Annotated in this window: 14 protein-coding genes; 6 read left to right on the forward strand and 8 right to left on the reverse strand. The window is 66.2% G+C overall.

The window, feature by feature from the left end; genetic code table 11:
- Window positions 1-64: 64 nt before the first annotated feature.
- Both AB839_RS20070 and AB839_RS20075 read right to left on the reverse strand, forming a co-directional pair.
- The gene (locus AB839_RS20070) at window positions 65-1,054 is read right to left on the reverse strand and encodes a sensor domain-containing protein (protein WP_061480675.1); all 990 of its coding nucleotides are present in this window, start codon (window positions 1,052-1,054) and stop codon (window positions 65-67) included.
- Window positions 1,051-1,416, reverse strand: a complete 366-nt coding sequence (locus AB839_RS20075) for a PadR family transcriptional regulator (RefSeq protein ID WP_061480676.1) — start codon at window positions 1,414-1,416, stop codon at window positions 1,051-1,053. Before AB839_RS20075 ends, AB839_RS20070 begins: the two co-directional genes overlap by 4 nt.
- Window positions 1,417-1,552: 136 nt before the next feature.
- Here AB839_RS20075 and AB839_RS20080 point away from each other — a divergent pair, with 136 nt between their 5' ends.
- A complete protein-coding gene (locus AB839_RS20080; RefSeq protein ID WP_061480677.1) occupies window positions 1,553-2,455 on the forward strand; it encodes a peptidylprolyl isomerase in 903 nt (300 codons plus the stop codon).
- Window positions 2,456-3,038: 583 nt separating this feature from the next.
- Here AB839_RS20080 and AB839_RS20085 read toward each other — a convergent pair.
- Window positions 3,039-3,911 carry a DMT family transporter gene (locus AB839_RS20085; protein WP_061480678.1) on the reverse strand — a complete coding sequence of 291 codons (873 nt, stop codon included), beginning with the start codon at window positions 3,909-3,911 and terminating at the stop codon, window positions 3,039-3,041.
- A 115-nt stretch (window positions 3,912-4,026) separates the two neighbouring features.
- On the opposite strand from AB839_RS20085, the gene AB839_RS20090 reads away from it, so the two are divergent.
- Both AB839_RS20090 and AB839_RS20095 read left to right on the forward strand, forming a co-directional pair.
- Window positions 4,027-4,971, forward strand: coding sequence for a LysR substrate-binding domain-containing protein (locus AB839_RS20090; protein ID WP_061480679.1), 945 nt, complete (start codon window positions 4,027-4,029; stop codon window positions 4,969-4,971).
- A gap of 68 nt (window positions 4,972-5,039) precedes the next feature.
- Window positions 5,040-5,333: a hypothetical protein gene (locus AB839_RS20095; RefSeq protein WP_005415831.1), complete on the forward strand. Its 294-nt coding sequence runs from the start codon at window positions 5,040-5,042 to the stop codon at window positions 5,331-5,333.
- A 31-nt stretch (window positions 5,334-5,364) separates the two neighbouring features.
- Here the strand turns inward: AB839_RS20095 and AB839_RS20100 are convergent, their stop codons facing one another.
- Window positions 5,365-6,177 carry a DUF4349 domain-containing protein gene (locus AB839_RS20100; protein ID WP_061480680.1) on the reverse strand — a complete coding sequence of 271 codons (813 nt, stop codon included), beginning with the start codon at window positions 6,175-6,177 and terminating at the stop codon, window positions 5,365-5,367.
- A complete protein-coding gene (locus tag AB839_RS20105; RefSeq protein ID WP_061480681.1) occupies window positions 6,174-6,530 on the reverse strand; it encodes a GFA family protein in 357 nt (118 codons plus the stop codon). The genes AB839_RS20100 and AB839_RS20105 overlap by 4 nt, the downstream gene beginning before the upstream one ends.
- 112 nt (window positions 6,531-6,642) lie before the next feature.
- Between AB839_RS20105 and AB839_RS20110 the strand changes: the two genes are divergently transcribed.
- On the forward strand, window positions 6,643-8,451 hold the full coding sequence (locus AB839_RS20110) for a DUF885 domain-containing protein (RefSeq protein ID WP_061480682.1): 1,809 nt from the start codon (window positions 6,643-6,645) through the stop codon (window positions 8,449-8,451).
- Window positions 8,452-8,535: 84 nt separating this feature from the next.
- Here AB839_RS20110 and AB839_RS21340 read toward each other — a convergent pair whose 3' ends face one another.
- The 3 genes from AB839_RS21340 to AB839_RS20120 all read right to left on the reverse strand — a co-directional run bounded on the left by AB839_RS21340 (window position 8,536) and on the right by AB839_RS20120 (window position 12,503).
- A complete protein-coding gene (locus AB839_RS21340) occupies window positions 8,536-8,772 on the reverse strand; it encodes a hypothetical protein (RefSeq protein WP_072166827.1) in 237 nt (78 codons plus the stop codon).
- A gap of 180 nt (window positions 8,773-8,952) precedes the next feature.
- Window positions 8,953-10,785 (reverse strand): multidrug efflux ABC transporter SmrA, encoded by a 1,833-nt coding sequence (gene smrA / locus AB839_RS20115; RefSeq protein WP_061480683.1) that lies wholly within the window; start codon window positions 10,783-10,785, stop codon window positions 8,953-8,955.
- Window positions 10,786-10,940: 155 nt separating this feature from the next.
- Window positions 10,941-12,503 (reverse strand): serine hydrolase, encoded by a 1,563-nt coding sequence (locus tag AB839_RS20120; protein ID WP_061480684.1) that lies wholly within the window; start codon window positions 12,501-12,503, stop codon window positions 10,941-10,943.
- 110 nt (window positions 12,504-12,613) lie between these two features.
- On the opposite strand from AB839_RS20120, the gene AB839_RS20125 reads away from it, so the two are divergent.
- Window positions 12,614-13,057, forward strand: a complete 444-nt coding sequence (locus AB839_RS20125) for a VOC family protein (RefSeq protein ID WP_061480685.1) — start codon at window positions 12,614-12,616, stop codon at window positions 13,055-13,057.
- A partial coding sequence (locus AB839_RS20130) for a DUF72 domain-containing protein (RefSeq protein ID WP_156476700.1) occupies window positions 13,054-13,246 on the forward strand: 193 nt, incomplete at its 3' end. The genes AB839_RS20125 and AB839_RS20130, both read left to right, overlap by 4 nt.

The raw sequence follows: 13,246 nt of genomic DNA on the forward strand, positions 1-13,246 counted from the left end.
CCCAGCATGATGGGATCCGGGGTCAGAGCCCTGTTCTGCGAACAGGGATCCGACCCCTGGCCTGTTACAACCGCACCAGCAGGTTCTTGGCAATCAGCCCGTGCAGCTTGCCGATACCGCGTGCCAGGTGCATCGTCAACAGCAGCAGCAGCACGCCCACAGCTGCGATCACGATGCCCACCAGCGGCGAAGCGGCCATCGGCAACACGTTCACGCCGTCGACGTACACGCCCGGAATGTCACCGCTGAACAGCGCGGCCACCGGTGCCCAGATGAACCCCAGTGACAGCGACAGCAGCGTCACCGCGATGGTGAAGTAGACCACGCCCAGCGGCAGCATCAGCACGAAGTACAGCAGGGTCAGCCAGGTACGGCCATCGGTGAACATGTCGCCGATGCGCTGCAGCCATGTGCGGCTACGGTCGGTGTAGCGCGGACGGCGCGGCATGCGCTCGCCCAGCAATGCTTCCACCAGCCGCCCTTCCAGCAGCGCCAGCCCGCGCACCGAGCCGAAGAACAGCACGGTCAGCGGAATCCCGACGATCAGGATCAACAGGCCGAGCGAGAGCGACAGGCCGGTCACCACCCAGGTGAAGAAGAAGATGCCGGTGGCCAGCGACAGCAGCATGTAGAACAGCGCGCCATAGGTATGCGGATCGGCCACCACCCCGAAGAATCGCGCCAGCAGCGAACGCTGCACCGGCGCCGGCGGCGGCGCGGCCGGTTCGACGCCACTGGCTTCGGCAGCGGCACGCAGTACCGGCGCGGTATCCGCACGCGGCGTACGCAGCGCGCGGTTCACCGTCACTTCGGTCTCGCGGTAGATGTCGGCCACTTCGTCCGGCGCGCCATAGCTGCCGGCCACATCGGCGATCACCTCGGCCTCGCTGCGGCCAGGCTGCGCCGCCAGCTCCGAGCGCAGGTATTCCTCGGCGTCGTACAACGCGTCCTGCACCATCGCCGGATCGGCACCTTCCAGCGCAGCGCGCAGCTGCGCCAGGTACTGCGGAATGGTGGTCGGCAGGGCGCGGCCTGCCAGGCTCGGGTCGTTCATTGCGGTACCCCCTCCAACACGGAATCGACGGAATCACGGGTGGCCTGCCACGCCTGGCGCCACTGCGCCAGCACCTCGCGGCCACGTTCATTGATGCGGTAGTAGCGCCGCGGCGGCCCGCTGCTGGACGGTTCCACATGGCTTACCAGCAGGCCGGCGGCCTCCAGGTTGCGCAGTACCGGGTACAGCGCGCTCTGCTTGCCGCTCAACACGCCCTCGCCCACCCGCTCCAGCTCCTTGGCAATGAGGTAGCCGTACAGCGGCTCCCCGGCCCGGGCCAGCACCGCCAGCAGGGCCAGCGACACCGTTCCGGCGCTGAGCTCCTTCTGGAACTTCTTCAGGTGGACATCGTCCTCGGACATGGCCGGCCCTCCACTACGTTGAAGTCCACAGTAGTACGAAGTTCGGTATAGCGAATGTGTCGTTAGTCACTCTGCCGGTTGGCGTGACCGAATTGCTCGCGCAGAATCGAAGCCTTGTTCATGTTCCGGGGTTCCCATGCCGCACCGTCGTCGCCTTGCCCTGACCGCCCTCGCCCTCGCCTGCCTGCTGCCCGCCCTGGCCAGCGCCGCCACGCCCTACCGCAGCCCGCAGCAGATCCTCGATGCCTCGGCGGCCAACGACTGGCGCACGCCGGACCCGGCCAACCTGCTGTACATGGACCTGCCGGCTGGGCGGGTGATCATCGAGCTGGCGCCGCAGTTCGCCCCGCGCCATGTCGCCAACATCCAGACCTTCGCCCACGAGCACTTCTGGGACAGCACCAGCATCTACCGCTCGCAGGACAACTTCGTGGTGCAGTTCGGCGATGCCGACGCCGATGACGCGGCCAAGGCCAAGCCGTTCGGCAGCGCCGCGCGCAAGCTGCCGGCCGAGTTCGAACGCGCCAGCGCCGGCCTGAAGGTCAGCGTGCTGCCGGATCGCGATGGCTGGGCCGCGCAGACCGGTTTCGTCGACGGCTTCCCGGTCGGCCAGGACCCGCAGGCTGGCAAGGCCTGGCTGGCGCATTGCTACGGCATGCTGGGCGCGGGCCGCAGCAACGAGGAAGACAGCAGCATCGGCGCCGAACTGTACGTGGTGACCGGCCAGTCACCGCGTCAGCTGGACCGCAACATCACGCTGGTTGGTCGCGTGCTGAAGGGCATGGAGCTGCTGAGCGCAACGCCGCGCGGACCGGCGCCGATGGGCTTCTACACCGACCCGAAGCTGCGTACGCCGATCGTGTCGATCCGCCGTGCCAGCGATGTGCCGCTGGCCGAGCGCACACCGATCCAGGTACTGCGTACCGACTCGAAGACCTTCGCCGATACGGTGGAGGCGCGGCGCAACCGCGTGGATGATTTCTACAAGCGCCCGGCGGGGCATATCGACCTCTGCAATATTCCGGTGCCGGTGAAGTAACGCCGTCGCGGATTCTGCGCGTGGCGCGTGCTGAAGGTGCTTCACTGTTCATGGGCGTTACTTTTCTTTGTACGCAAAGAAAAGTAACCAAAAGAAACGTTCCGCCAGTCACGAGCCGGTGCTACGCACCGGTACCCTGCGCTCCTCGGCCCGTCGAGGGACGGCGCGGGAACTCGCTGCGCTCAGACACCCGCGCCTCTTCGCCCTCGCCGGACCTGCGGTGCTCGGCTCGCTCAAGGCGGATCCAAGATCAAAGGCAGAAGCGGTCGCTCCGCTCGCCGGGCCCGGCCCGGCCCGGCACTACCAAACATCGTCGTGCAGCTGTGGCTCTTGACCTTGGATCCGCCTTGAGCGAGCCGAGCATCGCAGGGGAATCAGGGGCAAAGAGGTGCCGATGTCTGAGCGCAGCGAGTTCGGCACCGTCCCCTGATTCACCGAGAAGCGCAGGGGACCGACGTGCGAAGCACGGCGGCTCGCGACCTGGCGGCGCGTTTCTTTTGGTTACTTTTCTTTTCGCGCGAAAAGAAAAGTAACGCCCATGAACAGTGAAGCACCTTCAGCACGTGCCACGTGCAAAAACGTCTCAGCCCTTCTGACTCACCGCCACACTACCCAGAATCAACACACCCGCAATCAACATCTGCAGCGTCACCGCCTCACCCAGGAACAACCACGCAAACGCCGCACCGAACAGCGGAATCAGGTAGGTCACCGTCGACGCCCGCGACGGGCCGATACGGCCGATCAGGCGATAGAACATCAGGAACGCCAGGCCGGTACAGGCCACGCCCAATGCGATCGCCGCGCCCCAGGCCTTCAGCGGAATCGCCGCCTGCGGCCAGTGGGTCACCGCCATCGGCAGCATCCACAGCGAGGCACACGACAGCGTTGCCGCCGCGGCGGCGGCCGACGGCAACCCGGTCATGTGCCGCTTCACCAGGTTCACGCCCAGGCCGTACAGCAGCGAAGCCGCCGCACCGGCCAGCACTGCGGTACCGATGCTGAGGCCGGACACTTTCGCCGTGGCCAGCACCACCACCCCGGCAAAGCCGACCAGCAACGCACCGGCACGGCGCATGCCGATCTTCTCGCCGAAGAACAGGAACGCGATCAGCGCGGCGAACAGCACCGTCATCGCATTACAGATCGCACCGATCGCGGCCGGCGCCTGCTCGGCGGCATAGGCAAACAGCACGAACGGCAGCGCCGAATTGATCAGGCCGATCGGCGCCAGCCACAGCCAGCGGCGCGGCGGGAACTGCGCGCGGGCGCGCCACAGGAACGGCAGCAGCACCAGCGCGCCCAGCGCCAGCCGCACCTCAACCAGCGCGAATGGGCCGAACGACGGCACCGCCACCCGCATGAACAGGAACGAGCAGCCCCAGATGGCGCCCAGCAGGGTCAATTCCAGCGGCGTGCGCCAGTCGCGCTCGGCCGCCTGTGGGATCGCATTCATGTCCTGCCTCCGTCCATCGTCTGTTCCTCGCCAAGGCAGACAGGATCAGGCGCAGACGCCCGCCGCACAAGCGCGTAGTATCGCTGTCAGCCACAAATATGGTTTGAGGCTCGACATGCAGCTACGCCCTTCCCTGCTCCCCGCACTGGCCGTGTTCGCGGTCGCCGCACGGCACCAGAATTTCGCCCAGGCCGCGCAGGAGCTGCACCTGACCGCCAGCGCGGTCAGTCACCACGTGCGCCGCCTGGAAGAAGTGCTGGAAACCCGGCTGTTCCTGCGCCATGCCCGCGGCGTGCGCCTGACCGCCGAGGGCCGGCAGCTGGCCGACGCGGCCAGCGCCGCCTTCACCGATGTCGCGGCGGTGGCCCATCACCTGCAACCGGATGCCGACAGCGTGCCGCTGCGGATCACCACGCTGCGCTCGCTCTCGTACTGCTGGCTGCTGCCGCGACTGCCACGCTTCACCCAGGCCTATCCACACATCCGCATCGAGCTGCACACCGGCAGCGGACTGGATCGCTACGACGACAACGGACCGGAAGTCGGCATCCGCTACGGGCTGGGCCAATGGCCGGGCCTGCGTGCACAGCACCTGATGGATGACTTCCTGTTCCCGGTGGCCTCACCGGCGCTGGCCGGGGTCGAAGCACTGGTTGATCCGGCGCGCATCGCCGACCTGCCGCTGCTGACCGACCTGTCGCCGCAGGGCTGGCGTGACTGGTTCCGCCACGCCGGCGTGCGCCCACCGTCGCCGCTGCCGCCGATGCACACGTTCGCCGACAGCACCGACGCGATGCGTGCGGCGGTGTATGGCATGGGCGCGGTGCTGGCGCGCACCCACATCGCCCAGCCCTACCTGCAGCGCTACGAGGTGGTGCGCCTGCCCGGTCCGGCATTGAAGGCACGCTATGCCTACCACGTGGTGCACGCAGAAGGGCAACCGCCGAGCCCGGCCGCGCGCCTGTTCATCGACTGGTTGCTGGAACAGGCGCAGGACGAGCGCACGCCGATCCCGGCATTGCCGGACAGCCTGCTCGGGCGGCCGGCGACGCACGCCTGACTGCGCCCTCACCCGTTCTTTGCCTCACGCTGGCTAGGCTGCTGGCGAACCCACAACGTACCTATGCCATGGCCATGCTGCGACTGCGCATCACCGGAACCGAAGACGACGCCCGCGCCATCAGCGACCTGCTGCTCGGCCTGGACGGCATCGAACATGTCGAGGAAACCGACGACCTGATGCCGCACATGGACGACGACGATTCCAGTTCGGCCGGGCTGTCCGATGACATCGGCCCGGGCATCCACGAGTTGGAAGTGGAAGTCGGCAATGAAAGCACCGCGCAGAAGGTGCGCGATGCGGTGCAGGAACTGGCGCTGGAGCTGGATGTGTTCGTCGAGTACGAGACCGACGAGGGCTGATGCCGGCTGACGGCCCGCATCAGCCTTCACCTCAGCGGTTGGGCGGTAGCTTGCGGCGGCGACGCCACCATGCCCGCACACCCCAGGCTGCGATCAAGGCCAGCACCGCCACCGGCAGCAGTGCGGCCGCAGCTCGGATCAGGAACGCGATGCTGGTGCTGAGGATGCCGCCCGACTCGCTCAGCGCCTCACCGATCTCGCTGCGGCTGCGCTGGCCAGAGGTGGTGTCGAAGTGGATCGCCACCAGCTGGGTATCGATGCGCCGGCGCTGCTGCGCAGCATCCTTGTTGGCCTGCTCGACACCCGCCTCGATCTCTGACAGGCGCGTGGTGATCGCCATCAGGTCTTCGATCTTCAGGTCCTTGCGGTCCTGGTAGGACAGCAGGCGGGCGTGCTCCTTTTCAAGCCGTGCCTTGGTCAATGCCGTGTCGGCCACCGCCTGCGCGAGATCCTCGGCGCGCGTATTGCGCGACTGCAGCTTGCCGCCTTCACCAGCCATCGCGATCAACGGCTCGGTACCCTTCGGGGCGATGCGCACCTTCACTTCACCGCTGGGCTGCTCGCCGCCGTGCTGCTCGACCTGCAACACTGCACAGTCGCCGAACTTCGCGCTCTGGCAGGCCTGAGCGATCTGCTGGATGCGCGGTGCGATCTGCGCCGCTTCCAGCTGCACCTGCACGTCATGTTCGTAGGCCAGGAATGCGCCTTCCGGCGAAGCGATGGCAGCCTCGGCGGCCGTGGCGCCCGCATCCCCCACCATGTCGCCCTGCTTGGCGCAGGCGCCCAGCGCCAGCAGCAGTACCGGCAGCGCCGCCCTGCGCGTCCACGCTCGCACCGGCCTCACAGTGCCGCTCCGTCGTAGGAGGTCACCGAAAGGCCCGCCAGATCGACCTGCGGCACGCAGCGCACGTTCACCGCCACCATCGGTGTGCCGGTACGCGGATCGACCGCTTCGCTGTAGGGAGCGATACCGCATTCGCGGCAGTGATGGTGGTCGATGTGGGCCTTGTTGAAGTGGTAGGTGGCCACGTCAGCCGGATCGCTGGCCAGCTGGAACGCCGCACGCGGAGCGAACCACAGCAGGCTGCCGCGACGCCGGCACATCGAACAGTTGCAGTCGATGACGTCGCTGATCGGCGCCTCGGCCTGCACGGTGAATGCGATCCTGCCGCAATGGCAGCTTCCCTGGTATTCCATGTCCTGCGCTCCTTTGGAGGGTCCTTGAATCCGCCCATGGTAATCCTATGGCACGGGGACAAAGCAGCAACGGGGCCCTATGCTCAGGGTTTGACCCCGTACAGGAATGCCGATGCGCCCGCATCTTCTTGCCCTCGCCCTGGTCGCCGCGCTGGCCGGTTGCCAGCCGGCCGACGCCCCGACCACCGCTTCCACCCCGGCCGCCAGCCAGCAGGCCGGTGACGCGGCGGTCGATGCCGCCTTCGCCGATCTGTCCAAGCGCGCCCTGGACACCTGGATGCAGCTGTCGCCGGTCAGCGCCACCCAGATCGGTGACCACCGCTACGACAGCGAGCTGGACGACCTGAGCGCCGCCGGCCAGCAGAAGACCGTGGCCGCCTACAAGGCGCTGCTGGGCGAGCTGGACAAGATCGAAGTGGCCAAGCTGGGCCGCGAGAACCAGGTGGACGCGGCGATCCTGCGCAACCAGCTGCAGTCGGAAATCTGGAACGCTGAAGTGCTGCAGTCCGGCAAGTGGGACCCGCAGCTGTACAACGGCATCGCCGGCAGCGCGATCTACGGCCTGATGGCGCGCGAGTTCGCACCGCTGCCGGAGCGCCTGAAGGCGGCCACCGCGCGCATGGAAAAGCTGCCGGCGATCTTCGCCCAGGCGCGCGAGAACCTGGATCCGGCCCGCGTGCCGAAGATCCATGCCGAGACCGTTGCCAAGCAGAACAAGGGCATCCTCAGCATCGTCGATACCTTCATCACCCCGCATATCGGCGAACTGCCGCAGGCCGACCAGCAGCGCCTGCAAGCGGCCATCGACGGCCTGAAGAAGGCCGTGGACGAGCAGCAGACCTGGCTGGACAAGACCCTGGTGCCGAACGCCAAGGGCGACTTCCGCATCGGTGCGGAGAAGTACGACCAGAAGCTGAAATTCGCGCTGAGCTCCTCGCTGTCGCGCCAGGAGATCGGTGAGCGAGCGCGCGCCGAACTCAAGCGCGTGCGCGAGGACATGTACGGCATCGCGCAGACCGTGCTGAAGGACAAGCCGGGTGCACCGGAGATGCCGGCCCAGCCGACCGACGAGCAGCAGCAGAAGGCGATCGAGGCCGCGCTGGAACTGGCCTACGCCGACAAGCCGGCACGCGACAAGGTGGTTGACGATGCCAAGGCCGCGCTGGAGCAGTCCACCGCGTTCGTGCGCGAGCACGATCTGATGACGCTGCCCGATGCGCCGGTGGACATCATCCTGATGCCGGAATTCCAGCGTGGCGTGGCCGTGGCCTACTGCGATTCGCCGGGCCCGCTGGACAAGAACCTGAAGACCTTCTACGCCGTGTCGCCGATTCCGGACGACTGGAACGAGAAGCAGGTCGACTCGTTCCTGCGTGAGTACAACTCGCGCATGATCCACCTGCTGAGCATCCACGAAGGCACCCCGGGCCACTACCTGGAAGGCTGGCACTCGGCCAAGTTCCCCTCGACCCTGCGTGCGGTGCTGCGTTCGGGCCTGTTCGCCGAAGGCTGGGCGGTCTACACCGAGCGCATGATGCAGGAGCAGGGTTACCTCAACAACGATCCGCTGTTCCACCTGGTGCAGCTGAAGTTCTACCTGCGCACGATCTCCAACGCGATCCTCGACCAGGGCGTGCACGTGGACAACTGGGATCGCGAAAAGGCGATGCACCTGATGACCCACGACGCGTTCCAGCAGGAAAGCGAAGCGGCCGGCAAGTGGGTGCGCGCGCAGCTGACGTCGGCACAGCTGCCGACCTACTTCGTCGGTGCGCAGGAACACTTCGACACCCGCAAGGCAGTGCAGGAGAAGCTGGGGGACAAGTTCAACCTGAAGGCGTACCACGACCAGGTGCTGTCCTACGGCGCGCCGCCGGTGCGTTTCGCCCGCCAGATGATGCTGGACCAGCCGATCGAGTGATCGGGACGGTGTGAGATGAAGCGGAGCGGCCCGGGGAAACCCGGGCCGCTTTCTTTGTTCGCCCCTGCTTGGGCTGCTGCCGGATCAGAGCAGATGGATGTACATTTTCTTTGAGCCCAGCCGCAGATCCACGAAGTACTCGGCACCACAGCCACGACAGGCTGCAGGACAATCCTCATCACTGCCACGCTCGTTTTCCAATGAGCCAGCCACGACTGGGTATCCGCACTCGAAACAGTTGAAAGCCACATGGTTGCCATGCGGATCAGCAGGGATCTGGTCACCCTCACCGTCCATCACCAGGAAATCCGTGATTCTCATTTCCACTCCCTCCCGCTGAATTGAGGACGAAAGACGAGCCGAACATCTAGCGTCAGTTGTGCGAAAACAACGCGCGGATTGCACCACAGCGTGGCGCTTTACGTCCGCATCAGATCTCGATGCGTCGAAGCAATTGCCTGGGCTCCGCCTCCGTGCCCCGTTCAAAAAGCCTTGAAGCAATCACTGCTCCGCGGCCACGAAACCACCGGTCTGTCGCGCCCACAAGCGCGCGTACAGGCCACCGGCCGCGATCAGTTCGGCATGACTGCCGGTCTCGACGATGCGGCCCTGGTCCATCACCACCAGCCGGTCCATGCGCGCGATGGTCGACAACCGGTGCGCGATTGCGATCACCGTCTTGCCGCCCATCAGCTCATCCAGGCTGTCCTGGATCGCCGCTTCGACTTCCGAGTCGAGTGCCGAGGTCGCTTCGTCCAGCACCAGGATCGGCGCATCCTTCAGCAGCACGCGGGCAATGGCGATGCGCTGGCGCTGGCCACCGGACAGCTTCACGCCGCGCTCGCCGACATGCGCGTCGTAGCCACGGCGCCCCTGCCCGTCCACCAGCGTATCGATGAAGGCCTCGGCACGCGCCTTGGCTACGGCAGCACGCAGCTGCTCCTCGGTCGCGTCGGGGCGGCCGTACAGCAGGTTGTCGCGGATCGAACGATGCAGCAGCGAGGTATCCTGGGTGACCACGCCGATCTGCTGGCGCAGACTTTCCTGGGTGACGTAGGCGATGTCCTGGCCGTCGATCAGGATGCGGCCGCTCTCCAGGTCGTACAAGCGCAGCAGCACGTTCACCAGGGTCGACTTGCCGGCACCGGAAGGACCGACCAGGCCGATCTTCTCGCCCGGCTTCACCACCAGGTCGAGGCCGGCGATCACGCCGCCCTTCTTGCCGTAATGGAAGTGGATGTCCTGGAACTGCACGCCACCACGGGTCACCTGCAGCGGCACCGCGTCCTCGCGGTCCTGCACGGTCAGCGGCTGGGCGATGGTGGTGATGCCATCCTGCACCGTGCCGATGTCCTCGAAGATGCCGTTGATGGTCCACATGATCCAGCCGGACATGTTGTGGATGCGGATCACCAGGCCGGTCGCCAGGGTGATCGCGCCCACGGTGATATGGCCACCATTCCACAGCCACAGCGCGAGCCCACAGGTACCGGCAATCAGGAAACCGTTGACGATGGCGATGGTCAGGTCCATGCCGGTGGTCACCCGGGTCTGCGCGCGGTGCTTGACCGCCAGTTCCTGGATCGACTCGGCCACGTAGGCCTGCTCGCGCCCGCCATGGGCGAACAGCTTCAGCGTGGGAATGTTGGTGTAGCCATCGACGATGCGGCCCATTGCCTTGGAGCGCGCTTCGGACGCAATCCAGGCCCGTTCCTTCGCGCGCGGCACGAAGTAGACCATGATCACCGCATAGGCGAGCAGCCACAGGACCAGCGGCACCATCAACCGCCAGTCCGCCTGCGCGAACAGGTATAGCGCCGTGCCGGTATAGACCACGATGTACCAGAGCGAATCGACCATCTGTACCGCCGACTCGCGCAGCGAGGTACCGGTCTGCATGACCCGGTTGGCGACACTGCCGGCGAAGTCGTTCTGGAAGAAGCTCAGGCTCTGCCGAACCACGTAGTTGTGCATCAGCCAGCGCGAGCGGTTGCTCAGGCCGGGCACGATCGCCTGGTTGACCAGCAGGTTGTGCAGGCCGACCAGGATCGGCCGCGCGATGACCGTGATGAACAGCATCCAGCCCAGTTCATTGGCATGGCGCTTGAAGAAATCGGCACCGGGTTGCTCGGCGACCATGTCGACGATGCGGCCCAGGTAATCGAACATGGCCACTTCCACCAGCGCCAGGAGCAGGCCGGCGATGAGCGTGGCCAGCAGCACCGGCCACACCGGGCGCAGGTAGTGCAGGTAGAACGGCAGCACCTTGCGCGGTGGCATGCGCCCATCCACGGGCGGGAACACCGGAATCAGGGATTCAAACCAACGGAACATCGCATTCCCTCGCCATCAATAGCCGGCGGAGTATCCCACGCCGGATGTGTACGCCGGCCGACGATGCCGTGGCGCCGGTAGTGCCGGCCGCTGGCCGGCAACCTCGCGACGTTTCCAGGGATCATGAGGTTGCCGGCCAGCGGCCGGCGCTACCCTCATTCTTTGACCGGGGTGAACAGCAGGTCCTGAAAATCGAAACTGAAATCGGTCAGGTCGGAAATCGGCTGCATGCGCACCTCACGCACCTTGCCATCCGGGTCCAGGCTGAAGTTCACGAACGCATCGGCGTTGAGCGAACGGTCGTCCCAGCGCACGATGAAGGTGTCGTGCTGCCAGTGCTCCAGGCGCCCGCTCAGCTGCGCGGTCTTCGCAAAGCGCAGGTGCAGGCCCTTGCCTTCGGCGCTGATCTGCATGTCGCCATACCAGCGGTCACGGAAGCTGCCGGTGTAGCCGGCCAGCGCCAGCGATGGCCTGCTGCCCTTGTCGCGTGCGCTCTGGTGCTTGGCCCAGGCCTCGTCGGCCTTGTCCTGGCCCTTGGCCACGGCCTTGGCATAGGCGTCCACCCAATCGTGCTTTTCTCCGCCCAGGTAAGCGTCAAGCACGCTCAGGGTGATCGCATTGAATGCCGCGCCCACTTCCTGGTTGGTCAGCACCACCACGCCCAGCTTCTCGCCTGGCACCAGGGTCAACCGCGAGACCATGCCCGGCCAGCCACCGGTATGCCAGACCAGCTTCTGACCACGGTAGTCGCTCAGGCTCCAGCCTTCGCCGTAGCCAGCGAAGTTGGCCCGCGCCGGTGCCAGCTCCGGCACGCTCGGCGCCGGGATCGACTGCGGGGTGATCATCCGCCACATCTGCTGCTGGCTCTTCTCGCTGAACAACGGCGTGCCGTCAGCCAGCTTGCCTTCGGCCAGCTGCACCTGCATCCAGCGCGCCATGTCGTGCGCGCTGGAATAGATGCCACCGGCGCCGGCATTGTTCGACCAGGTCAGCGGTGCAACGGTGCGCAGGTCCTTGAAATCGTACTTGGCGTGGCCGACCGCCGCCTTGTCACCTGGCTTCAGGTGGTCGGCGTTGTAGCGCGTGCCAGCCATCCCCACCTTGTCGAAGATGCGCGTCTGCAGGAACTGCTGGTAGCTCATGCCGGACACGCGCTCGATCACCTGTTGGGCGACCGCGTACAGGATATTGTCGTAGGCATAGCTTTCGCGGAAGCCGCCCTTCAGCGGTACCCTGCCCAGTCGCTCCACCACTTCGGCGTTGCTGTAGGAGGTAGCCGGCCAGAACAGCAGGTCACCGGCGCCCAGGCTCAGCCCGCTGCGATGCGACAGCAGGTCGCGGATCGTCATCTGCCCGGTCACGAACGGATCGGACATGCGGAACGACGGCAGGTGGTCGATCACCTTGTCATCCATCTTCAGCTTGCCGTCCTCGGCCAGCAGGTTCAGCGAGGTGGCGGTGAACGCCTTGGTATTGGAAGCGATGGCAAACAGGGTGTCGGCCTGCACCGGTTCCGGCTTGCCCTGCTCGCGCACGCCCCAGCCACGTTCCAGCACCACCTGGCCGTCCTTGACCACGGCCACGGCGATGCCGGGCACGTCGAACTGCGTGCGCACGCGCTCGACGGTCGCATCCAGGTCCTGCAGCTGCTGCGGGGTCGCCGCATTGGCCATGGTCGTGCACGCCAGCAGCACGGCTCCTCCGATCCAGGTTTTCATCCAGCACCATCTCCGAACAGGGGTCGCGGCCATGTGCAGGCCGTCACCGGGGTTTCGCGGGATGGTAACGGTCGCCGATGCACCCTGCCCTGTGCCATAGGAGGGGTGTCATGGGCGGGAACGGCCAACCAAGCAACGGCTCCACCATCATTCCGTGCCTGCGCTACCGCGACGCGCTGGCCGCCATCGACTGGCTGCAACGGGCCTTCGGCTTCCATGCCCAGGCCGTGTATGCCGATGGCGATACGGTCTTCCATGCCCAGCTGACCTTCGGCAACGGCATGATCATGCTCGGTTCGGCCAACAACCAGAGCGCGTGGAGCAAACACGCGGTCCTGCCCGGAGAAGTCGGCGGCCGCCAGACCCAGAGTGCCTGCGTGATCGTCACCGATGTCGATGCGCACTATGCGCGGGCCAAGGCGGCTGGGGCGCGCATCGTCATCGACATTGCCGACCAGGACTACGGTGGCCGCGGCTACGCCTGTGCCGATCCTGAAGGCTACCTGTGGTGGTTCGGCAGCTACGACCCCTGGCGCGAGGACCACGACCAGTGACCGCGACCGCCCGGCAGGCGGAGATCCGCTGCGGCATCGGTGGCTGGGTGTTTCCCGAGTGGCGCGGCGGCATGTTCTATCCGGTGGGACTGCCGCAGCGCGAGGAACTGGCCCATGCCAGCCGCGCCCTGCGCTGCATCGAGATCAACGGCACCTTCTACCGCACGCCGACTGCGGCCCAGTGCGCGC

The sequence above is a fragment of the Stenotrophomonas sp. DDT-1 genome, from assembly GCF_001580555.1.
Taxonomy (GTDB): domain Bacteria; phylum Pseudomonadota; class Gammaproteobacteria; order Xanthomonadales; family Xanthomonadaceae; genus Stenotrophomonas; species Stenotrophomonas sepilia.